Annotated in this window: 25 protein-coding genes and 1 pseudogene; 9 read left to right on the top strand and 17 right to left on the bottom strand. The window is 71.5% G+C overall.

The window, feature by feature from the left end:
• Positions 1-36: 36 nt before the first annotated feature.
• Positions 37-663 carry a TetR/AcrR family transcriptional regulator gene (locus tag AC5677_RS35940; protein WP_497192074.1) on the bottom strand — a complete coding sequence of 209 codons (627 nt, stop codon included), beginning with the start codon at positions 661-663 and terminating at the stop codon, positions 37-39.
• Positions 664-775: 112 nt separating this feature from the next.
• On the opposite strand from AC5677_RS35940, the gene AC5677_RS35935 reads away from it, so the two are divergent.
• Together AC5677_RS35935 and AC5677_RS35930 are read left to right on the top strand one after the other, a co-directional pair.
• Positions 776-1966: a cytochrome P450 gene (locus AC5677_RS35935; RefSeq protein ID WP_497192073.1), complete on the top strand. Its 1191-nt coding sequence runs from the start codon at positions 776-778 to the stop codon at positions 1964-1966.
• 6 nt (positions 1967-1972) lie between these two features.
• Entirely contained in the window at positions 1973-2191 is a 219-nt protein-coding gene (locus AC5677_RS35930; protein ID WP_497192072.1) for a ferredoxin, read from the top strand.
• A gap of 45 nt (positions 2192-2236) precedes the next feature.
• Here AC5677_RS35930 and AC5677_RS35925 read toward each other — a convergent pair whose 3' ends face one another.
• The 6 genes from AC5677_RS35925 to hsaA are packed head-to-tail and all read right to left on the bottom strand — an operon-like array spanning position 2237 to position 8234.
• Positions 2237-3910 carry an FAD-dependent oxidoreductase gene (locus AC5677_RS35925; protein ID WP_497192071.1) on the bottom strand — a complete coding sequence of 558 codons (1674 nt, stop codon included), beginning with the start codon at positions 3908-3910 and terminating at the stop codon, positions 2237-2239.
• Positions 3907-4803, bottom strand: a complete 897-nt coding sequence (locus AC5677_RS35920; protein ID WP_497192070.1) for a MaoC/PaaZ C-terminal domain-containing protein — start codon at positions 4801-4803, stop codon at positions 3907-3909. Before AC5677_RS35920 ends, AC5677_RS35925 begins: the two co-directional genes overlap by 4 nt.
• On the bottom strand, positions 4803-5288 hold the full coding sequence (locus AC5677_RS35915; RefSeq protein ID WP_497192069.1) for a flavin reductase family protein: 486 nt from the start codon (positions 5286-5288) through the stop codon (positions 4803-4805). The genes AC5677_RS35920 and AC5677_RS35915 overlap by 1 nt, the downstream gene beginning before the upstream one ends.
• Complete coding sequence (locus tag AC5677_RS35910; protein WP_497192068.1) at positions 5276-6172, bottom strand: VOC family protein; 897 nt, start codon at positions 6170-6172, stop codon at positions 5276-5278. Before AC5677_RS35910 ends, AC5677_RS35915 begins: the two co-directional genes overlap by 13 nt.
• 29 nt (positions 6173-6201) lie before the next feature.
• Positions 6202-7068, bottom strand: a complete 867-nt coding sequence (gene hsaD, locus AC5677_RS35905) for a 4,5:9,10-diseco-3-hydroxy-5,9,17-trioxoandrosta-1(10),2-diene-4-oate hydrolase (RefSeq protein ID WP_497192067.1) — start codon at positions 7066-7068, stop codon at positions 6202-6204.
• Entirely contained in the window at positions 7065-8234 is a 1170-nt protein-coding gene (hsaA, locus tag AC5677_RS35900) for a 3-hydroxy-9,10-secoandrosta-1,3,5(10)-triene-9,17-dione monooxygenase oxygenase subunit (RefSeq protein ID WP_497192066.1), read from the bottom strand. Before hsaA ends, hsaD begins: the two co-directional genes overlap by 4 nt.
• Before the next feature lie 237 nt (positions 8235-8471).
• On the opposite strand from hsaA, the gene AC5677_RS35895 reads away from it, so the two are divergent.
• The gene (locus tag AC5677_RS35895) at positions 8472-9350 is read left to right on the top strand and encodes an IclR family transcriptional regulator (RefSeq protein WP_497192065.1); all 879 of its coding nucleotides are present in this window, start codon (positions 8472-8474) and stop codon (positions 9348-9350) included.
• Positions 9351-9464: 114 nt separating this feature from the next.
• On the opposite strand, the gene AC5677_RS35890 is transcribed toward AC5677_RS35895, so the two are convergent.
• Genes AC5677_RS35890 through AC5677_RS35880 form a run of 3 tightly spaced genes read right to left on the bottom strand, consistent with a single transcriptional unit; the run spans position 9465 to position 11923 of the window.
• A complete protein-coding gene (locus tag AC5677_RS35890; protein WP_497192064.1) occupies positions 9465-10505 on the bottom strand; it encodes a 2Fe-2S iron-sulfur cluster-binding protein in 1041 nt (346 codons plus the stop codon).
• Positions 10498-10776 carry a hypothetical protein gene (locus AC5677_RS35885; RefSeq protein ID WP_497192063.1) on the bottom strand — a complete coding sequence of 93 codons (279 nt, stop codon included), beginning with the start codon at positions 10774-10776 and terminating at the stop codon, positions 10498-10500. The genes AC5677_RS35890 and AC5677_RS35885 overlap by 8 nt, the downstream gene beginning before the upstream one ends.
• Positions 10777-10786: 10 nt before the next feature.
• Positions 10787-11923 (bottom strand): 3-ketosteroid-9-alpha-monooxygenase, oxygenase component, encoded by a 1137-nt coding sequence (locus AC5677_RS35880; RefSeq protein WP_497192062.1) that lies wholly within the window; start codon positions 11921-11923, stop codon positions 10787-10789.
• A gap of 287 nt (positions 11924-12210) precedes the next feature.
• On the opposite strand from AC5677_RS35880, the pseudogene AC5677_RS35875 reads away from it, so the two are divergent.
• Positions 12211-13471, top strand: a pseudogene (locus AC5677_RS35875) (RNA-guided endonuclease InsQ/TnpB family protein).
• Here the strand turns inward: AC5677_RS35875 and dmpG are convergent.
• The 5 genes from dmpG to AC5677_RS35850 all read right to left on the bottom strand — a co-directional run bounded on the left by dmpG (position 13434) and on the right by AC5677_RS35850 (position 18217).
• A complete protein-coding gene (gene dmpG / locus AC5677_RS35870) occupies positions 13434-14495 on the bottom strand; it encodes a 4-hydroxy-2-oxovalerate aldolase (protein ID WP_497192061.1) in 1062 nt (353 codons plus the stop codon). The pseudogene AC5677_RS35875 and the gene dmpG overlap by 38 nt on opposite strands.
• Positions 14492-15442, bottom strand: coding sequence for an acetaldehyde dehydrogenase (acetylating) (locus AC5677_RS35865; protein ID WP_497196883.1), 951 nt, complete (start codon positions 15440-15442; stop codon positions 14492-14494). The genes dmpG and AC5677_RS35865 overlap by 4 nt, the downstream gene beginning before the upstream one ends.
• Positions 15443-15449: 7 nt before the next feature.
• Positions 15450-16232, bottom strand: a complete 783-nt coding sequence (locus tag AC5677_RS35860) for a 2-keto-4-pentenoate hydratase (RefSeq protein WP_497192060.1) — start codon at positions 16230-16232, stop codon at positions 15450-15452.
• A gap of 250 nt (positions 16233-16482) precedes the next feature.
• Positions 16483-17394, bottom strand: coding sequence for an SDR family oxidoreductase (locus AC5677_RS35855; protein ID WP_497192059.1), 912 nt, complete (start codon positions 17392-17394; stop codon positions 16483-16485).
• Position 17395: 1 nt separating this feature from the next.
• Positions 17396-18217, bottom strand: coding sequence for an SDR family oxidoreductase (locus AC5677_RS35850; protein WP_497192058.1), 822 nt, complete (start codon positions 18215-18217; stop codon positions 17396-17398).
• 82 nt (positions 18218-18299) lie between these two features.
• On the opposite strand from AC5677_RS35850, the gene AC5677_RS35845 reads away from it, so the two are divergent.
• From AC5677_RS35845 to AC5677_RS35825, 5 genes are all read left to right on the top strand, one after another.
• Complete coding sequence (locus AC5677_RS35845) at positions 18300-19055, top strand: enoyl-CoA hydratase family protein (protein ID WP_497192057.1); 756 nt, start codon at positions 18300-18302, stop codon at positions 19053-19055.
• Positions 19052-19894, top strand: a complete 843-nt coding sequence (locus AC5677_RS35840) for a CoA transferase subunit A (protein ID WP_497192056.1) — start codon at positions 19052-19054, stop codon at positions 19892-19894. The genes AC5677_RS35845 and AC5677_RS35840 overlap by 4 nt, the downstream gene beginning before the upstream one ends.
• Complete coding sequence (locus AC5677_RS35835) at positions 19891-20637, top strand: CoA-transferase subunit beta (protein ID WP_497192055.1); 747 nt, start codon at positions 19891-19893, stop codon at positions 20635-20637. The genes AC5677_RS35840 and AC5677_RS35835 overlap by 4 nt, the downstream gene beginning before the upstream one ends.
• 95 nt (positions 20638-20732) lie before the next feature.
• On the top strand, positions 20733-21764 hold the full coding sequence (locus tag AC5677_RS35830; RefSeq protein WP_497196882.1) for an NAD(P)H-dependent flavin oxidoreductase: 1032 nt from the start codon (positions 20733-20735) through the stop codon (positions 21762-21764).
• 159 nt (positions 21765-21923) lie between these two features.
• Positions 21924-22865 (top strand): tyrosine-protein phosphatase, encoded by a 942-nt coding sequence (locus AC5677_RS35825; protein WP_497192054.1) that lies wholly within the window; start codon positions 21924-21926, stop codon positions 22863-22865.
• A 27-nt stretch (positions 22866-22892) separates the two neighbouring features.
• Here the strand turns inward: AC5677_RS35825 and AC5677_RS35820 are convergent, their stop codons facing one another.
• Positions 22893-24482: an FAD-binding protein gene (locus tag AC5677_RS35820; RefSeq protein ID WP_497192053.1), complete on the bottom strand. Its 1590-nt coding sequence runs from the start codon at positions 24480-24482 to the stop codon at positions 22893-22895.
• Positions 24482-25639: an acetyl-CoA C-acetyltransferase gene (locus AC5677_RS35815; RefSeq protein WP_497192052.1), complete on the bottom strand. Its 1158-nt coding sequence runs from the start codon at positions 25637-25639 to the stop codon at positions 24482-24484. Before AC5677_RS35815 ends, AC5677_RS35820 begins: the two co-directional genes overlap by 1 nt.
• Between the last annotated feature and the right edge of the window lie 21 nt (positions 25640-25660).

Genomic DNA, 25660 nt, shown 5'->3' with positions numbered 1-25660 from the left:
TGCCGCTGACGCAGCGGGCAGGAGGCAACGGCGCGGCTATTCCCGGCCCTCCGGCGGCCCCTCCAGCAGGGTGGTCAGGGCGCCGCCGGCCAGGGCGCATATCGTGTCCGGGTCGGCGCTTGCCAGTGGCTCTTTCCCGACAACCACTCGCATCAAGCCAATTCCGAGCAGCCAGGAGAGCGCCAGATCGGCCCGCAGATCGCCGTCTTCGGCGCGGGCGAGGGTCGCCAGCACCTCCGCGTACTCCTCGCCCAGGCCCCGTAGCGCCTCGGCGATCTCGTCGCTGCCGCCGATGGAGCGCAGGCAGACCTCCAGCGAGCGGTCCTTGGCGGCGCCGTCGTCGGCGAGCATGCCGCGCAAGGCGGTCTCGAAGAGCCGGTCCGGCGGGGTGGCCCGCAGCTGCTCCTGGCCGCCACGCGCCATGACCTCGCCGAACAGGGCTTTCTTCGTGCCGAAGTAGCGGAAGAGCAGGGCCTGGTTGACGCCGGCGCGGGCGGCGATATCGCGTACGGTCGCGCGTTCGTAGCCGCGCTCGGCGAACAGCTGCGACGCGGCGTCGAGCAGCCGTCGCCGGGTGCCCTGCGCGTCCCGGCGGCGTTCGGGCGCCGCACCGGCGGCGGCCGTGCCGGTGCGCTCGGCGGTGTCCTGCGGGGTCTCCTCCATTGCCACGCTCCTCTCGTCGGCGCGTCACCATGACGGCCATATTGCGTCGTTGACCACTCCGGAGGGAGCGGCCTACCTTGTGTAAGCAGGTGCTTACATGAGGGAGGTCTCCATGACCATGGCCGACACAGCACCACTGTCCTACCCCTTCAACACGCCCGAGAGCCTCGACCTCGCCGAGGAGTACGAGCGGGTGCGCAGCCGTCCCGGGCTGCTGCGCGTGCGGATGGCCTACGGGGAGCCGGCGTGGCTCGTCACGCGGTACGCCGATGCCCGGCTGGTCCTGGGTGATCTGCGCTTCAGCCGGGCCGAGGGGGCGCTGCACGACGAGCCCCGGCAGTCCGAGGGCCGCCGCAGCAGCGGCATCCTGGGCATGGATCCGCCCGATCACACCCGGCTGCGCTCGCTGGTCGCCAAGGCCTTCACCGTCCGCCAGGTCGAGAAGCTGCGACCGCAGGTCAAGCAGCTGACGCACGAGCTGCTGGACGAGCTGGAGGCGGCCGGTCCGCCGGCCGATCTCGTCGACCGGTATGCGCTGCCGATTCCCGTCGCGGTGATCTGCCGGCTGCTCGGGGTGCCGGCCGAGGACCGGCCGCGCTTTCGGGTGTGGAGCGATGCCGCACTGTCCACCAGCTCACTGACGGCGGAGGAATTCGACGCCAATCTCGAGGAACTGCGCGCCTATATGGGCCAGTTGATCGAGGATCATCGCCGGGAGCCGCGCGATGACCTGATGACGGCGCTGATCGACGCCCGGGACGTCGACGACCGGCTGTCCGAGCTGGAACTCGTCGATCTGTGTGTGGGGATCCTCGTCGCGGGCCATGAGACGACCGCCACCCAGATCCCCAACTTCGTGCTGGCGCTGCTGGATCACCCCGGACAGCTGGCGCTGCTCCGCGAGCGTCCGGAGCTGATCGGCGGCGCCGTGGAGGAACTGCTGCGGTTCGTTCCGCTGGGCAGCGGCGCCGGCCAGGCACGCTACGCGAAGGAAGACATCGATGTCGGCGGCACGCTGGTGCGGGCGGGCGACCCGGTACTGGTCGCGGTGGGTGCCGCCAACCGTGATGCGCTGCGCTTCAGCGAGCCGGGGAAGCTGGACATCTCCCGGGGCGGCAATCAGCACCTGGGGTTCGGGCACGGTGTGCATCACTGCCTGGGCGCGCCGCTCGCCAGGCTCGAACTCCAGGAGGCGATCGGCGCGCTGATCGGCCGCTTCCCCCGCCTGCACGTCGCCGGGGACGTGGAGTGGAAGAGCCAGATGCTGGTGCGTGGCCCACGGGTCATGCCGGTGGGGTGGTGAGCGCCGATGACGTGGAAGGTGGCGGTCGATTCCCGCCAGTGCATGGCGTCGGGGATGTGCGCGAACATCGCGCCGGAGCTGTTCGTCCTCGGTGAGAGCTCCTCGCGCCCGGTGAACGACGAGATCGGGGCGGACGAGCGGGCGCTGGACGCCGCGGACTGCTGTCCGGCCATGGCCATCAGCGTGCGCGACGACGCGGGCGAGGTCATCGGGCCCCGCCCTTAGTGCGGCGCCCCACGCCGGGCGGGTCCCGGCGTGGGGCGCGCGGCGTCAGCTCGTACGGAGTGCCTCCGCGAGGTGATTGATCGCCGACCAGCTGAAGGTCATGGCCGGCCCGATCGTCGCCCCCGGCCCCGGATAGGTCTCCCCCATCGGCGCCGCGGACACATTGCCGGAGGCGTACAGCCCCTCGATCGGGCTGCCGTTCTCCCGGAGCACCCGTGCCGTGCCGTCGGTGACCAGGCCGCCCTTGGTGCCGATGTCCCCGGGGTGTACGGGGATGGCGTAGTAGGGCGGCTTGGACAAGGGGGCGAGGTTGGGATTGGGCAGGGTCGGATCGCCGTAGTAGCGGTCGTAGACGCTTTCCCCGCGGTGGAAGTCGGCGTCGCGGCCCGCGTGGGCGAAGGTGTTGAAGCGGTCGACGGTGGCGTTCAGGCGCTTGGGGTCGATGCCTGTGCGGCCGGCCAGCTCGGTGATCGAGTCCGCCTTCTCGATGAAGCCGCCGGACAGCCATTTCTTGGGGAACGGCTGTCCGGGGAAGAGGCCCAGGAAGAGATAGCGGGACTTCGCGCGCGCGTCGAGGATGAGCCAGGAGGGGACGGTGGACGCCTCGGGGGTGTGGTGGGCGTACATCTCGTCGACGAACTCGCTGTACGGCGCGGCCTCGTTGGCGTAGCGGTCGCCCGCCTGGTTGACGATGACCATGCCGGGGATGCCGCGGTCGGCGACCAGGAAGAAGGGGCGTTCGCCCGGGGGGACGACGGAGGGGGCGCCCCAGACCTTGTCGAGCAGGTCGGTGGCGGCGCCGGCCTCGATGCCCAGCTCCAGCGCGTCCCCGGTCTGCTGCTCCGAGGCCGAGGACCAGACCGTGGAGGTGGGGGCCGGGAGGTGCTTCTCGCGCAGCTCCTGGTTGTGGGAGAAGCCGCCCGAGGCGAGGACGACGCCGCCGGTCGCGGCGACGGTGACCTCCTTGCCGTCGCGCCGGACGCGGACGCCGGTGATCCGGCCGTTCTCCTCGACCAGGCCGGTCAGGGGCGAGGACAGCCACAGTTGGCCGCCCAGGCCGTCGAGGGAGTGCCGCATCCGGGCGATCAGCGCCTCGCCCAGCGACAGCGGCTTGCTGCGGGTGGCCAGCGCCTTGGCGGCGCGCAGGCCGACCTTGAGGGAGGTGCGGCGGCCGGCCCAGGTGCGGGCGACCATGTTGAGGTAGCGGAAGTCGTAGCTGGTGATGGTCAGCCCGTACGTGGGCAGACCGGCCCGGCGCATGGTGCGGCGCGCTTCGGGCTGGAGCCGGTTGAAGTCGAAGATGGCCGGCTCGATGGATCGGCCCTGCGGGTAGCCGCCGAGGCGCTCGGGGAAGTAGTCGCAGTAGCCGGGGGTGTAGACGAATTTCACGTCCGTGCGGTCGTGGAACTCCCGGACCATACGGGGGCCGTTGCTGAGGTAGGCGTCCTTGAGGGCGTCCGGTACGCGGTCCCCGACGGTGGCGTCGAGGTAGGCGCGGGCCTTCTCCCGGGTGTCGCCCAGGCCCGCGGCGTCCAGGTGGAAGTTGGTCGGCACCCAGATGGCGCCGCCGGACAGGGCGGTGGACCCGCCGTAGAACGCGGTCTTCTCGACGACCAGGGCGCTCAGGCCCCGTAGCCGGGCGGTGAGGGCGGCGGCGAGGCCGGCCGCGCCGGATCCGACGACCACCACGTCGTAGGTGTGGTCCCAGCTCTTGCTCATCGGGGCTCCGTTCGGTGCGGAGGACTGCTGAGGGTGACGCTCGCTCCGGTCAGTACCGGCGCCTCGTCGCGGTCGGCCGCGCTCGCCCGGAACACCAGGCCGCCGGCGTCCTCCCAGATGTGCAGCCGCAGCGTCTCGCCGGGGAAGAAGACCCCGGCGAAGCGGGTGCGGCAGGCGGCGACCCGGGTGGGGTCGCAGTGCAGCAGCCGGTCGGTGATGGCCTTGACGGCGATGCCGAAGGTGCACAGGCCGTGCAGGATGGGGCGGTCGTAGCCGGCCGCGCGGGCGGTGGCCGGGTCGGCGTGCAGCGGGTTCCAGTCGCCGGTCAGGCGGTAGAGGAGGGCCTGCTGACGCATCGTCGGCACGTCGAGGACATGGTCGGGGGCCCGGTCGGGGGCGGCGGTGCGCTGCGAGGGGCCGCGGTCGCCGCCGAAGCCGCCGGCGCCGTGCACGAAGATCTGGTTGCGCTGGGTCAGCAGGGGCTCGTCGTCCTCGTCGTACAGGGTGGATTCCTGCACGATGACGGCGGCCTTGCCCTTGTCGTACACGGCGGGGACGTGGGTGACGGCGGTGGCGCGGGCGGCGGCGGGCAGCGGGCGGTGCACGGTGATCTCCTGACCGCCGTGCAGCGCCTGGGCCAGGTCGATATCGGCTCCGGGGAGGTCGAAGACCTGGAAGCCGATGCCGCCGGTGCCGCCCGCGACCGTGCCGAAGGTCGGCAGTACGGCGAGGCCGCGGGGGTGCCGCTCGTAGACATAGGCCAGTTCGCGCTCGTCGGTCTCGGGGACGCCCGCGCCGAGGGCGAGGTGGTAGAGCCGCACCTCGCGGTCGTCCCACGTCACCTGTGTCCGGACGGGCGGCGCGCCGGTGAGCTTCGCGGCGTCGAGGGGCATCAGAACGCTCCGGCGGCGTAGGCGCTGCGGAAGTACAGCAGCGGCGATCCGTCGTCGCGGGCGGCGAGTTCGGTGACCCGCCCGGTGACGACGTAGTGGTCGCCCGCCTCGTGGACGGCTTCCAGCGCGCAGTCCACGGTGGCCAGCGCGCCGTCGATGTGCACGGTGCCGTGTACGGAGGCGCGCCAGTCGATGCCGGCGAACTTGTCCGGGCCGGAGCGGCCGAGCGCCGCGCAGATGTCGCGCTGCTCCTCGGCGAGGATGGAGACGGCGAACCGTCCGGCGGCCTCGATCGTCGGCCAGCTCGTCGAGGACTTGCCGACGCAGAGCATGATCAGCGGCGGGTCGAGGGAGAGCGAGGCGAAGGACTGGCAGGCCAGACCGGCGGGCCGGCCGCCGTCGCCGAGGGTGGCGACGACGGTGATGCCGCTGGCGAAGCGCCCGATGATGTCGCGGAATGCCGCGGGCTCGATCAGCCGTTCCACTGGTGGCCCCAGAAGCTGTCGGAGGTGATCTCCTTCGTGGTCCAGGTGGCCGGGTCGACGATCAGGCCGTCCCAGCCGTATTCGACCTGGAAGCCACCGGGGGCCTGGGCGTAGAACGACACCATGTGGTCGTTGGAGTGCCGGCCGAGCGAGGAGGCGATCGGGATGCCCGCCTTGTTCATCCGGTCCAGGCAGAAGCCGACGTCGTCGAGCTTCTCCAGCTCGACCATGAAGTGGACGATGCCGGGCGGGAGGGCGCCCGGGTAGAGGCCGAGGCTGTGGTGGCGGGCGTTGGGGCTGAGGAAGTTCATCCAGTAGAAGTCGCGGCCCGGCTCGCCGGTCGGGACGGCGACGGGCGGCAGCTTCATCCGGTCGCGCAGCTGGAAGCCGAGCAGGTTCTCGTAGAAGTCGACGGCCGCGTCCATATCGGGTGCGGGCATCACGACATGGCCCAGGCCCAGGTGGTCGCCGGTGACGAAGCGGTTGCCGTAGGGGGTGCCGAGGGGGGTGTGGTCCTGGGCCTGGCCCCAGTAGATCTCCAGGGGGTTGCCGGCCGGGTCCTCGCAGTGGATCAGGCCCTGCACCCGGCGCTCGGCCAGGGTGGCCTCGTCGGCCTGCTTGACGGCGACACCGGCCGCCTCGAGTTCGGCGGCGGCCTCGGCCAGCGCCCTGGCGTTCGCGACCTCGAAGCCGGCGCCGATGAGCCGGTCCTGCTCTCCGGCGACGAAGGAGAAGCGGCGGATGCGGTCGTCGATACGGACGTGCAGCACCTCGTCCGTGCTGCCCTCGGCCTCGGTCATGCCGAGGATGTCGAGGACGTAGGTGCGCCATTCGGCGAGCTTGGCGGTCTCGATGCGCAGATAGCCCAGAGAGCGAATGTCCATGGTGAAGTCCCTCGGTGTTCCGGTGTCACTCAGTGCGAGAAGAAGTCGATGGCGAGGCGGTTGAACTCGTCGAACCGCTCCGTCTGTGCCCAGTGGCCGCAGTGCGGGAAGACGTGCAGGCGCGCGTCGGGGATGGTCTTGAGGGCGACCAGCGCCCCGTCGAGGGGGTTGGTGCGGTCCTCCCGGCCCCAGGTGATCAGCGTGGGGTGGGTGATGCGGTACGCCTCGCGCCACAGCATGGTGTCCTGGGGCCACTTGGCGAACGAGGCGCCCATCCGGGCCGTGCCGAGCCGGGCCTCGGGGTCGATGGCCTGCGCATAGCGCTCCTCGACGAAGGCGTCGGTGACGATCGCCGGGTCGTACGCCATGGTCAGCAGGAAGTCCCGCATCTGCTCGCGGGTGGGCTCGCCGGAACCGCTCGCGGCGTTGAAGGCGAAGAGCTTCTTGATGCCCTCGGTCGGGTCGGGCGAAAAGAGGTTGACGGAGATGCCGCCGGGACCCATCAGCAGGAGCTTGCCGACCTTGTCCGGGTGGTCGAGGGCCATCCGGGTGGCGGTGCCGCCGCCGAGCGAGTTGCCGATGAAGTGGGCCTTCTCCAGGCCGAGTTGGTCCATCAGCGCCGCCACGGCGGCGGCGGAGAAGGAGAAGAAGTCCCGGCCCAACTCCGGCTTGTCGGAGGCGCCGTAACAGGGCTGGTCGATCAGCAGGGTGCGGAAGTGCTCGGCGAAGACCGGGAGGTTGCGGCCGAAGTTTGACCAGCCGGAGGCGCCGGGGCCGCCGCCGTGCAGCATGATCACCGCGGGTGCGTCCTGCGGCCCCGCCTCGTTGTAGTGCAGGCTCAGCCCGCCGGCCTTGGCGACCTTCACGGTCTTCGAGGTGCTCTCGTAGGTGATCACAGCATCGTGTCCTGGATGTCGATGCCGAGCGCGCCCTGACCGTAGAGGACGAGCGCCCGCTCGGGGTCGTTGGCGGCGTGGCCGCGGCCGGTGTGCACATCGCGCCAGGCGCGCTGGACCGGGTTCGGGCCGGTGCGCATGGCGCTGCCGCCGGCGTTCTCCATCAGCAGGTCCACGGCGGCGACCGCCCGCTCGGTGGCGAGCACCTGGTCCCGCCGCGCGCGGGTGCGCAGCCCCATCGGCATCCCCTCGCCCCGCACCGCGAGGTCGTACAACTCGCCGATGTTGCGGGTCAGTTGCAGCCATGCGGCGTCGATGTCGCTGGCCGCGCGGGCGATCCGCACCTGGGCGAAGGGGTCCTCGGCGACCTTCTGGCCGTAGGAGACCCGGAACCGCTCCCGGGTGGCGGCGACATAGCCGTCGTAGGCGCCCTCGGCGATGCCGACGATGGGGGTGGAGATGGTGGTGGTGAAGACCGCGGCGTACGGCAGCCGGTACAGCGGTTCGGGGTGGATCCGGTGGCCGGGGCAGTCGAGCGCGCTGACCGGGCCGAAACCCAGGGCCCGGTGGTCGGGGACGAAGACGTCCTCCATGACGATGTCGTTGCTGCCGGTGCCGCGCAGGCCGACGGTGTCCCAGACGTCGATGATGCGGTAGTCGGTGCGCGGGACCAGGAAGGTGTAGACCTCGACCGGCTTGCCGTCGCTGTCGGTGACCAGGCCGCCGAGGAGCGCCCAGTCGGCGTGATCGCAGCCGGAGGAGAAGTGCCAGCGGCCGGAGACCTTGAAGCCGCCGGTGACCTGGGTGACCTGGGTGGTGGGGGCGTACGAGGAGGAGATCCGGGTGTGGGGGTTGTCGCCCCACACCTCGTCCTGGGCACGCCGGTCGTAGAGCGCCACATGCCAGGGGTGCACGCCGACGACGGAGGACACCCAGCCGGTGGACCCGCAGGCCTTGGCTATCTCCTTGACGCAGCGGTAGAAGACCAGCGGGTCGGCGGCCAGTCCGCCGTAGGCCTGGGGCTGAAGCAGCCGGAAGAAACCGGTCTCCTCCAGGTCCTTGATGGACGTGTCGGGCACCTTGCGGAGCGCCTCGGCCTCCGCGGCACGCTCGCGCAGGGTCGGGGCGAGTTCGCGGACCGCTGCGAGTACGTCGTCGTCGCGCATGCGCATCCCCTCTCGGGTCGTACGGGATGGGCCCCTGCCGCTCCGTCCCGCGACAGGGGTAGGGGGAACCTACGCTTTACTATTCCGAAACGAAATACCCTCTTCCCACTCAGCGGGAGGGCTGGCAGTCTCCTCGCAACCCCGGAAAGAACCTGGTCACGACCCTGCTCGGGCCCGCCCCAGGCACCTCTGACCGGGGTGTTCACCATGAACGCCAGTCATGTGGGAGGTGGGCCGATGTCGCAGCAGTCCGTCGAGGGCGGCTGTCCGCCGCTGTCTCTGCTGGAGAAGGCCGCGCGGGTGATGAGCGCGTTCAGCAGTACGGATCCGCGGCTCACCCTGACCGAGGTGGTGGAACGGTCGGGGGTGCCCAGATCCTCCGCGCACCGCATCCTGGACCAGCTGATGCAGCTGCGCTGGCTGGAGCGGGAGGGCCGGGGCTACCGCCTCGGCATGGGGGTGCTGGAGCTGGGTGCGCTCGCCTCCCACCATCACCGGCTGCGCCGGGCGGCCCTGCCGCATCTGCACGCGCTCCACGAGTCCACCGGGCATCTGGTGCATCTGACGGTGCTGGACGATGCGGAGGTCGTCGTGGTGGAGCGGATCGGCGGGGCGATGGACACCGCGGTGCCTTCGCGGGTCGGCGGCCGGCTGCCCGCCTACTGCACCGCGGCGGGCAAGGCGATCCTGGCGTTCAGTGACGATGCGCTGGTGGAGCAGGTGATCCGGCGGGGGCTGCGGGCCCGTACGCCGCGCACGATCAGCCGCCCGCAGACGCTGCACGGCGAGCTCGTCTCGACGCGCGAGCGCGGCATCGCCTTCGACCGCGAGGAGGCGTACCGGGGCGTCTCGTGCGTGGCGGTACCGCTGCGCGGGGCGGGCCGGGCGATCGCGGCGATCTCGCTGTCCGGCAACGGGGCGCATCGCGAGCTGGAGCGGCTGGCGCCGGCCGTGACGGACTGCGCACGGGCGGTGTGGCAGTCGCTGTTCGGGCCGGGGCGGCGGGCCGCGAAGCCGCAGCGGCCGCCCCGGCCCGTCGCCCCCGCGGGGCCGAAGCTGTCGCCGGCGGCGATGGACAGCACCATGGCCTGGATCCGGGACAGCGAATGGCTGTGACCGGCGGGGTGGTGCCGTTCTCCGGACATGTCGTTCTCCGGCGGGGCGTGCCCCGCCGGAGAGTGTGTGAGGGTCGGCCGGTGGCCAGGGTGTCGGGGGGTCAGTGGGTGCGGTTCAAGAGTAGGTGAGGCCGACCCGGGGGGTGAGGGGCAGGCTCTGGCAGGCCAGGACGTAGCCGTCCGCGAGATCGGCCTCGTCCAGTACCTCGTTGCGTGTCATCTTCACCTCGCCGTCCAGTACCCGGCAGGTGCAGGCGGCGCAGGCACCCTCCCGGCAGGAGTACGGGGCGTCGACCCCGGCGGCGAGCAGCGCATCGAGCAGGGGGGTGCCCGACGGCCAGTTGATCTCATGGGTCTCGCCGTCGAGTTCGACCCGGGCGGTGCTGCCGGGTTCGTCCGCAGCCGCTGCCGCCGCGGGCCCACCCGCCGCGGACGGCGCCTCGAACGCGGCGCCGCTGAGGGAGAAGAACCGTTCGCGGTGCAGCCGGTCGCGGGTCGCGCCGAGTCCGCTCAGGGCTTCCTCCGCGGCGTCCATCAGCGGTTGCGGGCCGCACAGGTAGGCGGCCCGGCCGGCGTACGGAGCGAGCGCGGTGGCCAGCCGGTCCACGGCGGGCAGGCCCTGGAGGCTTTCCAGCCAGTGGATCACCTGGAGCCGGTCCGGGTAGTCCTCGGTCAGCTCCCGGAGTTCGTCGCGGAAGATGACGGCGGATTCGGAGCGGTTGGCGTAGAGGAGGACGAGCCGTCCCCGGCCCTGGGTCAGCACGGATTTGAGGATCGACATCACCGGGGTGATGCCGCTGCCGCCGGCGATGAGCAGCAGGTCCGTGTCCAGGCCGGGCGGGGTGAAGGTGCCGGCGGGCGGTAGGACCTCCAGTTCGGTGCCCGGTGCGGCGTGGTCGCACAGCCAGTTGGAGCCATGGCCGCCGGGCACCCGTTTGACCGTGACCTTCATCGGCTCGCCGGTGTGCGGGGAGCTGGCGAGGGAGTAGCAGCGGGCGCTCACCGCGCCCCCGTCCGTGCCGGGCAGCTTGAAGGTCAGGAACTGACCTGGCCGGTAAGGGAGTTGAGTGGTGGACTCGAAGACCAGCGAGCGGGCGTCGGCGGTCTCCTCGACCACTTCGGCGATCACCAGCCGGTGCGTGCGCGGCTCAGCCATCGGTCACCGCCACGCCCGCGTAGGCGTACGCGCCGCCCGCCTGCTCGGCCTCGCGGGTGTCGTCCACCGTCAGCGTCCCGTCCTCGACGGCGCGGGCGATGCTCTCGCGCAGCGCGTCGCAGGAGCGGACCCGGGCGCTCGGTTCGCCCGCCGCCACCCGGGCGCGGATCCGCGGGCAGGCCTCGGCCGCGTCGCCGGTCCACTGCACCTGGGTGTGGGCGGGGCTGAACTTCTCGCACAGGACCTGGTTTCCACAGGCCCCGCATGCCACGGGCCGCACCTCAGGCTCCGGACGCGCGGCGGGCGAGGTTGTCCGCGACCTCGGCCTGCCAGGCCGCGTTGGCCCGGGTGGTGTCGATCTCGAACTCGAAGCGGCGCACCATTTCGTCCTTGACGTCGGCGGCGTCCACATAGAACTGCTCGTACCAGCGGCGCAGTTGATAGACCGGGCCGTCCTCCTCGGTGAGGAGCGGATTGTCGATCCGGGTCTTGTTCCGCCAGATCTCGACGTCCTGCTCGAAGCCGACCTTGAGGCCCTCGGAGGCGAGCTGGGCGGCCTCGGCGGCCTGTTCGTCGCTCATACCGGGGAGCTTCTTGATGCTCGCGCCGTACATCAGCAGGAAGCTGTTCTCGTCGATGGGGTAGTGGCAGTTGATCAGCACGGACTCCATCTCGACGCCGCCGCCTACATCGGTCCACAGCTTGTCGATCATGTAGGAGGGGCCGAAGTACGAGGCGTCGGAGCGGAGTTCGCCGATCGAGGAGGGGGTGGTCAGGTCGATGTCGCCACGCGGGGAGGACTCCATGTACTGGGTGGCGATGTGGCCGTCGAAGACGTTCTTGAAGTAGGTGGGGAAGGAGTAGTGGATGTAGTAGAAGTGCGCCATGTCGACGACGTTGTCGACGATTTCGCGGCAGTTGGAGTTCTCCACGCGCAGCGAGTTCCAGGACCAGCCGGACCACTCGGCGGTGCCGATGCCCTCGATTTCGGGGATGGTGACCTCGGCCGGTGGCGGGTTGCCCTCGGGGTCGTGCCAGACGTAGAGCTGCTGGTTGCGTTCGAGGGCGATCCAGGTGCGGGTGCGGGCGCGCGGCGGGACGCGGCGGGCGTAGGGGATGCCGGCGCAGCGGCCGTTGCCGGACCAGCGCCAGTCGTGGAACGGGCAGGCCACGGCGTCGCCCTTGATGCTGCCGCGGGCGAGGTTGCCGCCCATGTGGGGGCAGTAGGCGTTGAGGATGTGCAGTTCACCGTCGTCGGCGCCCTGGAAGACGACGAGTTTGGTGCCGAACGCCTCGATCTCGTGCGGCGCGCCGTCCTTGAATGTGTCGGCGAGGCCAAGACAGTGCCAGCCCCGGGCGAACCGGGTGGGCAGTGCGGCCGCCTCGATGACACGGGCCTCTTCATTGAGTGCGGTCATCGTCTCTCCTTCGTGGATACGCCCACCTTTGGGTGGGGGAGGAAGCGAAGCTCCTGCGGAGCAGGGCAGGGATAGCCGGGTCGCCGCCGGGCGACCGGGTGTCTAGCACGGGTGGCGAGAGACCCGTAACGATCAAGAAATCTCAACTGTCAGTCCTCCCAGGTAGGTTCAGGACTGTGACGACACCAGCGCAGGCGACGGAGGGTTGCGGGTATGCCCGCTACACCTACCGTCTTCGTGTGTCGTCCACGGCCCGCACGGCCCTGGAAGCGGAGTGGGCGCGGTGAATGGGGTATCCCCTGCTCGAGCGGAGTTCGAGAGCTTGGGGAAGGGTGTGGAATGAGTGCGTGGCCAAGTCGAAGGCCGTGTCCGCGCACACCAAGGCCACCGGCGAGAAGAGGACGTGCGGTCCGGTGCAGCTCGCGGCGACGCTGACCGGGGCGCGCGCCGTGACGCCGTGGTTGCGTGAGGGGGCGTGCGTTCCGCAGCAGCAGCTGATTCGCGACTTCGGCAAGTCCCGGGCGAAGGCGCTCAAGGACATCAAGGCCCGGTTGCCGATGCGGCAGCGGGCGGGGATGCCGAAGTACGAGAAGAAGCGCGAAGCGCTCCCCACCCTCGCATACACCCGGCGTGCCTTCCGCTTGAAGGACGGCCGCCTGCATCTTGCCGGTGGTATTGCGGTGACCGTTGTGTGGTCGCGGGACCTTCCCGGGCCCCCGTCCAGCGTACGTGTCTACCGCGACAGCACCGGAGCCTGGTACGCCTCCTTCGTCGTACCCGCCGTGACCGAGCACCTGCCGGAAGCCGGCGCGGTGATCGGGATCGACTGGGGCGTCAAAGAAACCGCGACCACCACATCCGACGAACACGACCTCCCCCACGCCCAGCACGGGAAGACGGCGGCGCAGAAGCTTGCGCGCTATCAGCGGATGATGGCCCGCAGGAAGCCGAAGAAGGGTCAGGCTGCCTCGAACGGCTACCGGGCCGCGAAGAAGCAGACGGCGAAGCTGCACAAGAAGATCGTCCGGCAGCGTCAGGACACCGGCCGAATGGGGTCTCCCCTGCTCGAGCGGAGTTCGAGAGCTTGGTGAAGGGCGAAGTCCGTGGTCCGCGACCACGACGCCCTTGCGGTGGAGGACCTCCACCCGAAGTTCCTCGCGAAGACCACCATGGCCCGCAAGGCAGCCGACGCCGCGATCGGCGCTACCAAGGCGGCATTGGTCGAGATGGCCCGTAAGCACGGCAGGGCCGTGCATCTGGTACACCCCGCGCACACCACCATGGACTGTGCGCAGTGCGGAGCGAGAACCAAGCACGCACTACCTCTCTCAGAACGAACCTACGCCTGCACCGCGTGCGGAGCCATATCCCCCAGGGATAAGAACTCCGCCCGCGTAATGCTCGTCCGGGCTGGTCTCATACCCGGCTGGTGCTGATCGTGTAAGACCTGTCGGCCCGCCGGGCCACAGGCGACGTGAGCCAGGAATCCCCCTTTTACGAGGGGGAGGAGTCAATTCTGTGCCGCGAGTTCGACGGCGATGTCGATGAGCTGGTCCTCCTGGCCGCCGACGAGGCGGCGTTCGCCCGCCCGCAGCAGGATTTCGGCGCCGGAGACGCCGTAGCGTTCGGCCTGCTGGTAGGCGTGCTTGAGGAAGCTGGAGTAGACGCCGGCGTGGCCCATCAGCAGGGCGAGCCGGTCGAGTTGGCACTCGTCGTCCATCACGGGGCGGACCGCGTCCTCGGCCGCGTCGATGATCTTGAGTACGTCGATGCCGGTGCGGATGCCCATCTTGGCGCAGACCGCGACCAGTGCCTCGACGGCGGTGTTGCCGGCGCCCGCGCCGAGGCGGCGGGTGGAACCGTCGATCTGGAGCGCTCCCGCCTTGATGGCGGCGATGGAGTTGCCCGTACCCAGGGCCAGGTTCTCGTGCCCGTGGAAGCCGACCTGGGCGTCGTCGCCGAGCTCGGCCACCAGGGCCGCGACCCGGTCGCTGACATCGTCCATGACCATGGCGCCGGCCGAGTCGACGACGTACACGCACTGGCAGCCCGCGTCGGCCATGATGCGGCCCTGCCGGGCGAGCTTCTCGGGGGTGGTGGAGTGCGCCATCATCAGGAAGCCGACGGTCTCCAGGCCCATCTCGCGGGCGAGCCCGAAGTGCTGGACGGAGATGTCGGCCTCGGTGCAGTGGGTGGCGATCCGGCAGATCTGCGCGCCGTTGCCGTGGGCGGCGCGGATGTCGTCCTTGACGCCGAGGCCGGGCAGCATCAGGAAGGCGATCCTGGCCCGTTGTGCGGTGTCCACGGCGATCTTGATGAGCTCTTGCTCGGGGGTCTTGGAGAAGCCGTAGTTGAAGGACGAGCCGCCGAGTCCGTCGCCGTGGGTGACCTCGATGACGGGGACGCCCGCGCCGTCGAGGGCCGCGACGATGGTCCGTACGTCCTCGCCGGTGAACTGGTGCCGCTTGGCGTGCGAGCCGTCGCGCAGCGAGGAGTCGGTGATCCGGATGTCCAGCGCCTCGGAGTAGGTCTTCGGGGCGGGGACGGTGTGCGTGCCGGAGTCGGTCTTCATGCCTGCATACCCTTCGCGAACTCCTCGCCGACCTTGGTGGCGGCGGCCGTCATGATGTCGAGGTTGCCTGCGTACGGCGGCAGGAAGTCACCGGCGCCTTCGACCTCCAGGAAGATCGCGACCCGCGCCATTCCGCCGCTGACTGGGGTGGGGTCGTCGAACTGCGGCTCGGTGCGCAGCCGGTAGCCGGGCACGTAGGTGGCGACCTGCTCGGCGATCTCCTTGACGGACTGGGCGATGGCGGCCCGGTCGGCGTCCTCGGGGATGGCGCAGAAGACGGTGTCGCGCATGATGACCGGTGGCTCGGCGGGATTGAGGATGATGATGGCCTTGCCGCGGTCGGCGCCGCCGATGGTCTCGATGCCGCGCGAGGTGGTGCGGGTGAACTCGTCGATGTTGGCGCGGGTACCGGGCCCGGCGGAGACGGAGGCCACCGAGGCGACGATCTCCGCGTACGGGACCGGGACCACCCGGGAGACCGCGTAGACCATGGGGATGGTGGCCTGGCCGCCGCAGGTGATCATGTTGACGTTGGGGGCGTCGAGGTGCTCGCGGAGATTGGCGGGCGGGACGACGGCGGGGCCGACGGCGGCCGGGGTGAGGTCGACGGCCTTGATGCCGAGTTCGGCGTAGCGGGGCGCGTTGGCCCGGTGCACGTAGGCGGAGGTGGCTTCGAAGACGATGTCGGGCTTTTCGTCCTGGGCGAGCAGCCAGTCGACGCCCTCGTGGCTGGCCTCCAGGCCGGCGCTGCGGGCGCGGGCGAGTCCCTCGCTGTCCGGGTCGACGCCGATCATCCAGCGGGGTTCGATGACATCGGAGCGTTGCAGCTTGTAGAGCAGGTCGGTGCCGATGTTGCCGGATCCGACGATCGCGGCGGTGGCCTTGCGGGCCGGCCTGGTCTTCGCGGAGGGCTTGGCCGTGTCGGACGGCTTGGTGTTGCTGGTCATCATCACCTCAGATGAACGAGAGGGAGACCGAGCCCAGCCCGGTGAACTCGGCGGTGAAGGTCGCTCCGGCCGTCACGTCGACGGCTCGGGTGCAGGAGCCGGGCAGCACCAGGTGGCCCTTCTTGAGGGGCACGCCGAAGCGGGCGACGGTGCGGGCGAGCCAGGCGACGGAGCGGGCCGGGTCGCCGAGGACGGCGTCGCTGCGGCCGGTGGCGAGCTGCTGGGTGTCGTCGTGCAGCGTCGCGTCGATGGCCTTGAGGTCGAGCTCGCGCGGGTCGCGGCCGTCGCCGATCACATAGCCCGCGGAGGAGGCGTTGTCGGCGATGGTGTCGGGCAGTGCGATCCGCCAGTCGCGGATGCGGCTGTCGATCAACTCCAGTGCGGGCACGACCCGTTCGGTGGCGGCGAGCACATCGGCCACCTCGCATTCCTCGCCCGGCAGGTCGTCGCCGAGGACGAAGCCGACCTCGACCTCGATGCGCGGGGCGCAGTAGCGGGCGAGGGGCACGGGCCGGTCCTGATGCAGTGCCATGCCGTCGAGGAGGTGGCCGTAGTCGGGTTCGTCGACGCCCATCATCTGCTGCATGACCGGCGAGGAGAGGCCGACCTTGTGGCCGGTGACGGTGGCGCCGGCGGTGCACTGCCGGCGGATGTTGATCAGCTGGATCTCGTAGGCGTCCTCGGCGTCGACGCCCGGGAAGGTGTCGACGAGGGGGGCGACGGGGGTGCCGCTGCGCTCGGCGTCCCACAGCAATTCTGCCGCGAGGTGCCGTTGGCGGTCCGTGAGCATGAGTGGTCCTTCGCAGGGCGGTCGGTTCGTCCGGGGAGGCTAAGCGGGGTGGCCTGCGGGCGGGGAGCGCGCGTTCCCGCTGAGCGGGATTTCGACGCCGTGAGGTTATTTCGATCAGTCATAACTCCGGGAGCGGGGCCGGGTCGGGGCGGGGCGGGCGGGAGTTGGGGCGCCGCAACCGGCCGCCCGCTCGCCCGGAGCCGCCCCGTACCGGCCCGCGCCACCCCGCACCGCCCCCGTCGGCGTGCCGTCAGCGCGCCCCGTACACCGGCTGCGGCGCTTCGGCGTCGGCGAGGAGTTTGCGGGCGGCCTCGCCGGCCTCGGCCGGGGTCCAGCGGGCGGCCTTGTCGGCGGTGGGGCCGGGCCGCCAGCCCTCCATCACGGTGATCCGGCCGGCCTCGGCCTCGAAGACCCGGCCGGTGACGCCGTCGCTGGCGGCGGAGGACAGCCAGACGACCAGCGGGGAGACGTTCTCGGGGGCCATGGCGTCGAACTCCCCCTCGGCCGGGGCCGCCATCGTCTCGGCGAAGGTCTGCTCGGTCATCCGGGTGCGGGCGGCCGGGGCGATCGCGTTGACCTGGACGCCGTAGCGGCCCATCTCGGCGGCGGCGACGAAGGTGAGGCCGAGGATCCCGGCCTTGGCCGCGGAGTAGTTGCCCTGGCCGACGCTGCCGAGGAGTCCGGCGCCCGAGCTGGTGTTGATGACCCGGGCGTCGGGCGTCCGCCCGGCCTTGGCCTCGGCGCGCCAGTGCCCGGCGGCGTGCTTGAGCGGCAGGAAGTGGCCCTTGAGGTGGACCCGCATCACCGCGTCCCAGTCGTCCTCGTCGAGGTTGACGAGCATCCGGTCGCGCAGGAATCCGGCGTTGTTGACGAGGGTGTCGAGGCGGCCGAAGGCGTCGAGGGCGGTGGTGACGAGGGAGGCGGCGCCGTCGGTGGTGGTGATGTCGCCGGTGTGGGCGACGGCCTGGCCGCCGCGGGCGCGGATCTCGTCGACGACCTGCTGGGCGGGCCCGGCGGAGGTGCCGGCTCCGTCGGCGGCCACGCCGAGGTCGTTGACGACGACGTGGGCTCCTTCGGCCGCGAGGGCGAGGGCATGGGCGCGGCCCAGTCCCCGGCCGGCTCCGGTGACGGCGGCGACGCGTCCGGCGCAGATTCCGGTCATCTCAGGACTCCTTGGTGGCTTCGGTGGTGGGGTGGTCGGCGGTGCTGGAGTGGTTGACGGTGGCGGCGTCGAGGAAGGCAGGGCGTTCCCCGCCGCCGTGGACGAGCAGTTGGGCGCCGCTGAGGTAGGCGGCGCGGTCGGAGGCGAGGAAGACGCAGGCGTCGCCGATCTCGGCGGGCTCGGCGAGCCGGCCGAGGGGCACTGTCGCGCCGACGGCCGCGATGCCCGCCTCGTCGCCGTAGTGCAGGGCGGAGAGTTCGGTGCGCACCATGCCCAGGACGAGGGTGTTGACGCGGACCTTCGGCGCCCATTCGACGGCCATGGAGCGGGCGAGGTTCTCCAGGCCCGCCTTCGCGGCACCGTAGGCGGCGGTGCCGGGTGAGGGGCGGGTGCCGCTGACGCTGCCGATCATGATGACCGAGCCGCCGTCGGGCTGGGCGCGCATGACCTCGTACGCGGCGAGCGAGGCGGTCATCGGCGCGATGAGGTTGAGTTCGACGACCCGGGCGTGCCGTGTGGCGTCGCTCTCGCCGAGGAGGCGGTAGGGGGTGCCGCCGGCGTTGTTGACCAGGCAGTCCAGGCGGCCGTGGTCGGCCGCGACCTGGGGGAAGAAGGCGCGTACGGCGTCCGGGTCGCGCAGGTCGAGGGGGCGGAAGTCCGCGGTGCGGCCGGCGGCCTCGACGGGGACGTCGGGCGGTCTGCGGGCGCAGACCACGACGGTGGCTCCGGCCTGCAGGAATGCGCGGGCGATTCCCGCGCCGACGCCCCTGGTGCCGCCGGTGACGACGGCCACCTGTCCGGTCAGATCGAGGGTCAGGCTCATGTGACACCCCTCCCGCAGCGCGCGATCCGCTGCTAACTTCGCTACCTAACAAACGCTTGGTGGAAAGGTAGCTGATCTGCTCATGGGTGTCTCCACCTCCAGGCCGGACAAGGGAATCGCGGTCGTCACCGTCGATTTCCCGCCGGTCAACGCCCTTCCCGTTCAGGGCTGGTACGACCTCGCGGACGCGGTCCGGGCGGCCGGCCGCGACCCCGACGTCCGCTGTGTCGTGCTCACCTCCGAGGGACGCGGCTTCAATGCGGGCGTCGACATCAAGGAGATGCAGCGGGACACCGCTTCCGGCGGCCATGGCGCGCTGATCGGCGCCAACCGCGGCTGCGCGGAGGCGTTTGCGGCGGTCTACGAGTGCGAGGTGCCGGTCGTCGCTGCGGTGCACGGCTTCTGTCTGGGCGGCGGCATCGGCCTCGTCGGGAATGCGGACGCGATCGTGGCCAGCGAGGACGCCACCTTCGGCCTGCCGGAGCTGGACCGTGGCGCGCTCGGCGCGGCCACCCATCTGGCCCGGCTGGTCCCCCAGCACCTGATGCGGGCGCTCTACTACACCTCGCGCACCGCCACCGCCGCCGAACTGCACTCCCACGGCTCGGTCTGGAAGGTCGTCCCGCGCGAGCGGCTCAGGGACGCGGCGCTGGAGCTGGCGCGCGAGATCGCACGGAAGGACGGCCTGCTCATCCGGCTGGCCAAGTCCGCCATCAACGGCATCGACCCCGTCGACGTACACCGCAGCTACCGCTTCGAGCAGGGCTTCACCTTCGAAGCGAACCTCAGCGGAGTCGCCGATCGCGTCCGCGACACCTTCGGCAAGGAGGACTCATGACCGACAAGACCATGACGCCCGAGGAGGTCGTCTCCCGCCTGCGCAGCGGGATGACCCTCGGCATCGGCGGCTGGGGCTCGCGCCGTAAGCCGATGGCGCTGGTGCGGGCGCTGCTCCGTTCCGAGATCACCGATCTCACCGTCGTCTCGTACGGCGGCCCCGACGTCGGCCTGCTCGCCGCCGCCGGGAAGATCCGCAAGCTGATCGCCCCGTTCGCGACCCTCGACTCCATCCCCCTGGAGCCGCATTTCCGCGCGGCCCGCCAGCGCGGTGCGTTCACCCTTACGGAGGTCGACGAGGCGATGTTCATGTGGGGCCTGCACGCCGCCGCCAACCGCCTGCCCTTCCTCCCCGTCCGCGCCGGCCTCGGTTCGGACGTCATGCGGGTCAACCCGGAGCTGAAGACGGTGACGTCGCCGTACGAGGACGGGGAGACCTTCGTCGCGATGCCCGCGCTGCGGATGGATGCGGCGCTGGTCCACATGAACCGCGCCGACCGGCTGGGCAACGGCCAGTACCTGGGGCCCGATCCCTACTTCGACGATCTGTTCTGCGAGGCCGCGGACACCGCGTACGTCTCCTGCGAGCAGCTGGTGGACGGCTTCCAGGACGCCGCCCCGCAGACCCTTCTCGTCAAGCGGCATGCGGTCACCGGCGTCGTCGAAACGCCGAACGGCGCGCACTTCACCTCGTGCGTGCCCGACTACGGGCGCGACGAGCCGTTCCAGAAGCTGTACGCGACCACGCCCTGGGCCGAGTTCGCGGAACGCTTCCTGTCCGGAGCGGACGAGAAGTCCTACCAGTCCGCGGTGCACGCCTGGCACGAGGAGCAGAAGTGACGACGACCGTGAGCGCGGCCACCCGCGCCGAGTACTGCGTGATCGCCTGTGCCGACGCCTGGCGGGACAACGGCGAGGTGCTCGCCAGCCCGATGGGCCTGATCCCGTCCATCGGCGCGCGCCTGGCCAAGCGGACCTTCTCCCCCGACCTGCTCCTCACGGACGGCGAGGCGATGATCGTCGGGCTCGACGGGGAGCCCGAGGGCTGGCTGCCGTACCGCCAGCACCTGGCCATGGTCACCGGCGGAAAGCGCCACGTCATGATGGGCGCCAGCCAGATCGACCGGTTCGGCAACCAGAACATCTCCTGCATCGGCGACTGGGAGCGGCCCGCCCGCCAGCTGCTCGGCGTCCGCGGCGCGCCCGTCAACACCCTCAACAATCCGGTCAGTTACTGGGTGCCCAAGCACTCGACCCGGGTCTTCGTCGAGAAGGTCGACATGATCAGCGGCGTCGGCTACGACAGCGCGGCCGCGGCCGGCCCGTCGGCGACCCGCTACCACCGCATCCCGCGCGTGGTCACCAACCTCGGCGTCTTCGACTTCGAGACCCCGGACCGCGCGATGCGCCTGGCCTCCCTGCACCCCGGCGTGACGGTGGACGAGACGGCGGAGGCCACCGGCTTCCCGCTCGCCCGGCCCGACGAGGTGCCCTGCACCCGCGAGCCCACCCCCGAGGAGCTGCGGCTGATCCGCGAGGTCATCGACCCGAAGGGACTGCGCAACCGCGAGGTGCCGTCGTGAGCGGGGCCGGCGAGGCAAGCAGTGCGGGCGGGACGAGCGGTACGGACGAGGCAAGCGATCCGGGCGAGGCGGGCGTTGCCGGCTTCGCGACGCCGCTGACGAAGCTGGTCGGGGTACGGCATCCGATCGTGCAGACCGGCATGGGATGGGTGGCCGGGCCCCGGCTGGTCTCGGCCGCCGCCAACGCGGGCGCGCTGGGGATCCTCGCCTCGGCCACCATGACGCCCGCGCAGCTGCGGTCCGCCATCCGCGAGGTCGCCTCCCGCACGGACCAGCCGTTCGGCGTCAATCTGCGCGCGGATGCGGGCGATGCCGCCGAACGCGTGGGCATCATCATCGAGGAGGGCGTACGGGTCGCCTCGTTCGCGCTGGCCCCCTCGCGCGATCTGATCGCCCGGCTGAAGGACGCGGGAGTGATCGTCGTCCCGTCCATCGGTGCCCGCCGGCACGCCGAGAAGGTCGCGGCCTGGGGCGCCGACGCGGTCATCGTCCAGGGCGGCGAGGGCGGCGGCCACACCGGGAACGTCGCCACCACGGTCCTGCTCCCGCAGGTCGTGGACGCGGTCGACATCCCGGTGATCGCCGCCGGCGGCTTCTTCGACGGCCGGGGACTGGTCGCGGCCCTCGCCTACGGCGCGGCCGGCATCGCCATGGGCACCCGCTTCCTGCTGACCTCGGACAGCACCGTGCCGCAGGGCGTACAGGCCCGCTATCTGGAAGCGTCCGTCAAGGACATCACCGTCACCACCAAGGTGGACGGCCTGCCGCACCGGATGCTGCGCAGCGAGCTGGTCACGGCGCTGGAGAAGTCCGGGCGCGCCGCCGCGCTGCTCAAGGCGGTGCGGCACGCCGCGTCGTTCAAGAAGCTGTCCGGGCTGAGCTGGGCGCAGATGGTCACCGACGGCCTGGCGATGAAGCACGGCAAGGATCTGACCTGGAGTCAGGTCCTGCTGGCGGCCAACACGCCGATGCTGTTGAAGGCGTCGATGGTCGACGGCCGTACCGACCTCGGCGTGATGGCCTCCGGCCAGGTCGCCGGGCTGATCGACGATCTGCCGTCGTGCGCGGAACTCGTCGACCGGATCATGGCCGAGGCGCGGTCGGCGCTGACGGCCCTGCCCCGCTGAGCGGGACCTTCCGGTCTCCCCACTCCCCACTCCCCCGTCCCGGACCGTCCTCCGGGCGGCGGCCCGCCGGCTGTCGCCACGGCGCCGGTCCGGGACGGGGTTCCCCGTCTCCTCCCCCCATCCCCCTTTCTCTCCTCCCCTCTGCACAGGAGCTGCCGCGTGTTCCCTACTCGCCGTCGCGCCACCACCCTGCTCTTCGGGTCCGCCCTCACGCTCGGCGGGCTCTCCGTGACCGCCGCCTGCGGCCGGGCCGCCCGCGCACCGTCCGACGAGGCTTCCGAGGCCCACGCCAAGGCCGCCGCGCCGGCCGCCGTCCACCGCATAGCGCTCCGGGGCGCGGTCAACGTCCGTGATCTCGGCGGCTATCGCACCACCGACGGCCGGGAGGTCCGCTACGGCAGGCTCTTCCGCGCCGGCTCCCTCGCCAAGCTGACCCCGGCGGATCTGCGCACGCTGGCCGGTCTCCATCTGCACACGGTCGTCGATCTCCGGGTCCCGGCGGAGCTGCGGTTCGACGGCAGGGACCGCCTGCCGCACGGCCTGGAGGTGACCTCCCGGCCCGTCGACGACACCGGGCTGTTCCAGGCGATGCAGTCGGCCGTCGCCACCAAGGACCCGGCCGAGCAGCGGAAACGGCTGGGCGGCGGCCGGGCCGAGCGGCGGATGCGGGAGATCTACCCGGGCTTCGTCAGCAACGCCCGCAACCGCGACCAGTTCGCGGCGACCATCGAGGACATCGCGCGCGACGACCGGCTGCCGCTGCTGTTCCACTGCACCTCGGGCAAGGACCGCACCGGCTGGCTGAGTTACGTCCTGCTGCGCCTGCTCGGCGTCCCGCACGCCGCCGCCGAACGGGACTATCTGCTCTCCAACACCATCCGGCGCCCGGCGGACGCCAAGGTCAACGCCGGGCTGAAGAAGGCCGGGATGATGCGGGACACGGATCTGCTGCGGCCGCTCCAGGAAGTGCGCGGGAGCTATCTGGACGCGGGGCTCAAGGAGCTGCGGCAGGAGTACGGCAGCATCCAGCACTACGTCGCCAAGGGCCTGGGGCTGGACGGGAAAACCGTGAGCCGGGTCCGCGCCAATCTGCTGCGCTGACCCGGCCCGGGTTTCGCCGCCGCCCGTTCAGCGGGCGGCGGCGTGTGCGCCGGCGCGGCGTCCGGAGAACACCGCGTCGGCGATCGAGAGCCCGCTGACGTAGCTGTGCGAGCAGACTCCCACCGCGCTGCGGCCCGCGGCGTACAGCCCGTCGATGACCGAGCCGTCCGGGCGCTGTACCTGCCCGGAGTCGTCGTGCACCCGCAGGCCGCCGAGGGTGATCATCGGGCAGGGGTAGAACAGCGAACTGCCGAGCGAGCAGTCCAGGACGTAGTACGGGCCGCCCTCCAGCGGCTGGACGTACTCCGCGGGCTTGCCCAGCGGATCCGGGCGGCCCTCCCGCGCCGAGGCGTTGTAGGCCTCCAGCGTCCGCATCAGCCCGTCCGGGGAGATTCCGGCGCGGGCCGCGGCGGCCGCGGGGGTGGCGGCCTTGTCGTGGCCGAGGGCGAACAGATAGCCCATCTGCGCCTTCTGGAAGAAGACGGTCTGGGTGCGCAGCTCCTTCCTGGCCCGTTCCCAGATCGCGCGGTCGACGACCAGGTAGGCGTGTCCGTCATGGTGGTTGACCATGTGGTCGCCGATGGCCGCGCCGTAGAGCAGCTCGTTGCAGATCCGCCGGCCCGCCCGGTCGACGAGCAGACCGCGGCCGAGCGAGGTGGGCGGGGAGAAGAAGCGCCAGGCCGACACCCGGTCGAGGTGGGCGGTCGCGCCGCCCACCGAGGTGCCGAGCCGGATGCCGGACCCGTCGTCGCCGATGGTGCCGAGCGGCCGGCCCGGCAGGTACTGCGGGGCGTGCTCGGACAGCATCCGCGGGTTGAACGCGAAGCCGCCCGCGGCGAGGACCACGCCGCGGCGGGCCCGTACGGTGAAGGTCGGGGCGCGGGCCTCCAGCCGCCGCACCGCGCGGACGAGGGCGCCCACGCCCTGCGGGTAGTAGTTGCTGCCCTTGCCCAGGGGGGCGGACAGCGCCTGGTGGGCACGGGCCGCGGCGCCGGTCAGCCGGCCGTACTCCACGCCCACGACCCGGTCCCCGTCGAGGATCAGGCGCCGGGCGCGGGCCCGGGGGACGAGGGTGACGCCGCGGGCGCGGGCCGCCGCCGCGAGATGCCCGAAGAGCACTTTGCCCGAGGCGAGCCCCTTGGCCTTGGTGCGGTGGCCGCGGGGTGCGGGCGGTGCCGCGTCGCGGTAGGGCGGGAACTGCTCGTTGCCCGAGTGGTAGAGGAGGTAGTCGTCCGTGGGGTAGGAGGTCTTGAACGGGCAGAGGGTGCCCTCGAAGACCGCGCCCTTCTCCTCCAGCCAGGTGAGGTTCGCGGCGCTGTCCGCGCAGAATCTGCGCAGTACGGCATCGCTCACCACGCCCTGGGTCTCGGCCTTGAGGTAGGCGTACATGGCGTCGGGGGTGTCGCTCGCCCCGGCGGCGCGCTGCTGTGCGGTGCCGCCGCCGGCGTAGACGACGCCGCCGCTCAGGGCGGTGGCGCCGCCGCCGCCGAAGCGGTCCAGGGCGAGGACCTCGGCGCCGGCGTCCATGGCCTCCAGGGCCGCGGACGCTCCGGCGGCGCCGAATCCCACGACGCACAGATCGGTCTCGGCGTCCCAGTGGGTCACGGGCGCGGGCATCAGAGGCGCTCGATGATGGTCACATTGGCCTGGCCGCCGCCCTCGCACATGGTCTGCAGCCCGAACCGGCCGCCGGTGCGCTCGAGTTCGTGCAGCATGGTCGTCATCAGCCGGACGCCGGTCGCGCCGAGCGGGTGCCCCAGGGCGATGGCGCCTCCGTTGACGTTGACCTTCTCCGGGTCGGCGCCGGTCTCCTTGAGCCAGGCCAGGACGACCGGTGCGAAGGCCTCGTTGATCTCGACCAGGTCGATGTCGTCCAGCGACATACCGGCCTTCTTCAGCGCGTACGCGGTGGCGGGTATCGGCGCGGACAGCATCCGGATCGGGTCCTCGCCGCGCACCGAGAGGTGGTGGATGCGGGCGCGGGGGGTCAGGCCGTGCTCGGCCACCGCCCGCTCGGAGGCCAGCAGCATGGCGGCCGCGCCGTCGGAGACCTGCGAGGAGACCGCCGCGGTCAGCCGGCCGCCCTCGACGACCGGTGCCAGCGAGGCCATCTTCTCCAGCGAGGTGGCGCGGCGCGGCCCCTCGTCGGTGGTGACGTCCCCGTAGGCGACGATCTCCCGGTCGAAGCGGCCCTCGTCGATGGCGCGGACGGCGCGCTGGTGGGAGCGGAGCGCGAACTCCTCCATGTCCGTCCGGCTGATGTCCCATTTGGTGGCGATGAGTTCGGCGCCGTGGAACTGGTTGACGGGGGCGTCGCCGTAGCGGGCGCGCCAGCCCGCGGAGCCGGCGTAGGGGCCCTCGGTCAGGCCGAGGGGCTCGGCGGCCTGACGGCTGGCGAAGGCGATCGGGATCTGCGACATGTTCTGTACGCCGCCGGCGACGACCAGGTCCTGGGTGCCGGAGAGCACGCCCTGGGCGGCGAAGTGGACGGCCTGCTGGGAGGAGCCGCACTGGCGGTCGACGGTGACGCCGGGGACCTCCTCGGGCAGCCCGGCGGCGAGCCAGCAGGTCCGGGCGATGTCCCCGGCCTGCGGTCCGACCGTGTCCAGGCAGCCGAAGACGACGTCCTCGACGGCGGCCGGGTCGGCGTCCGTACGGTCCATCAGCGCCTTGAGCACATGGGCGCCGAGGTCGGCGGGGTGGACGGCGGCGAGACCGCCGCCTTTCTTGCCGACGGGGGTGCGCAGTGCATCGACGATGTAGGCCTCGGCCATGAGGGTCTCCTTGGTGATGAT

Source organism: Streptomyces sp. JLSY215 (assembly GCF_059682825.1).
This window is presented reverse-complemented; position numbering and strand designations above follow the sequence as displayed.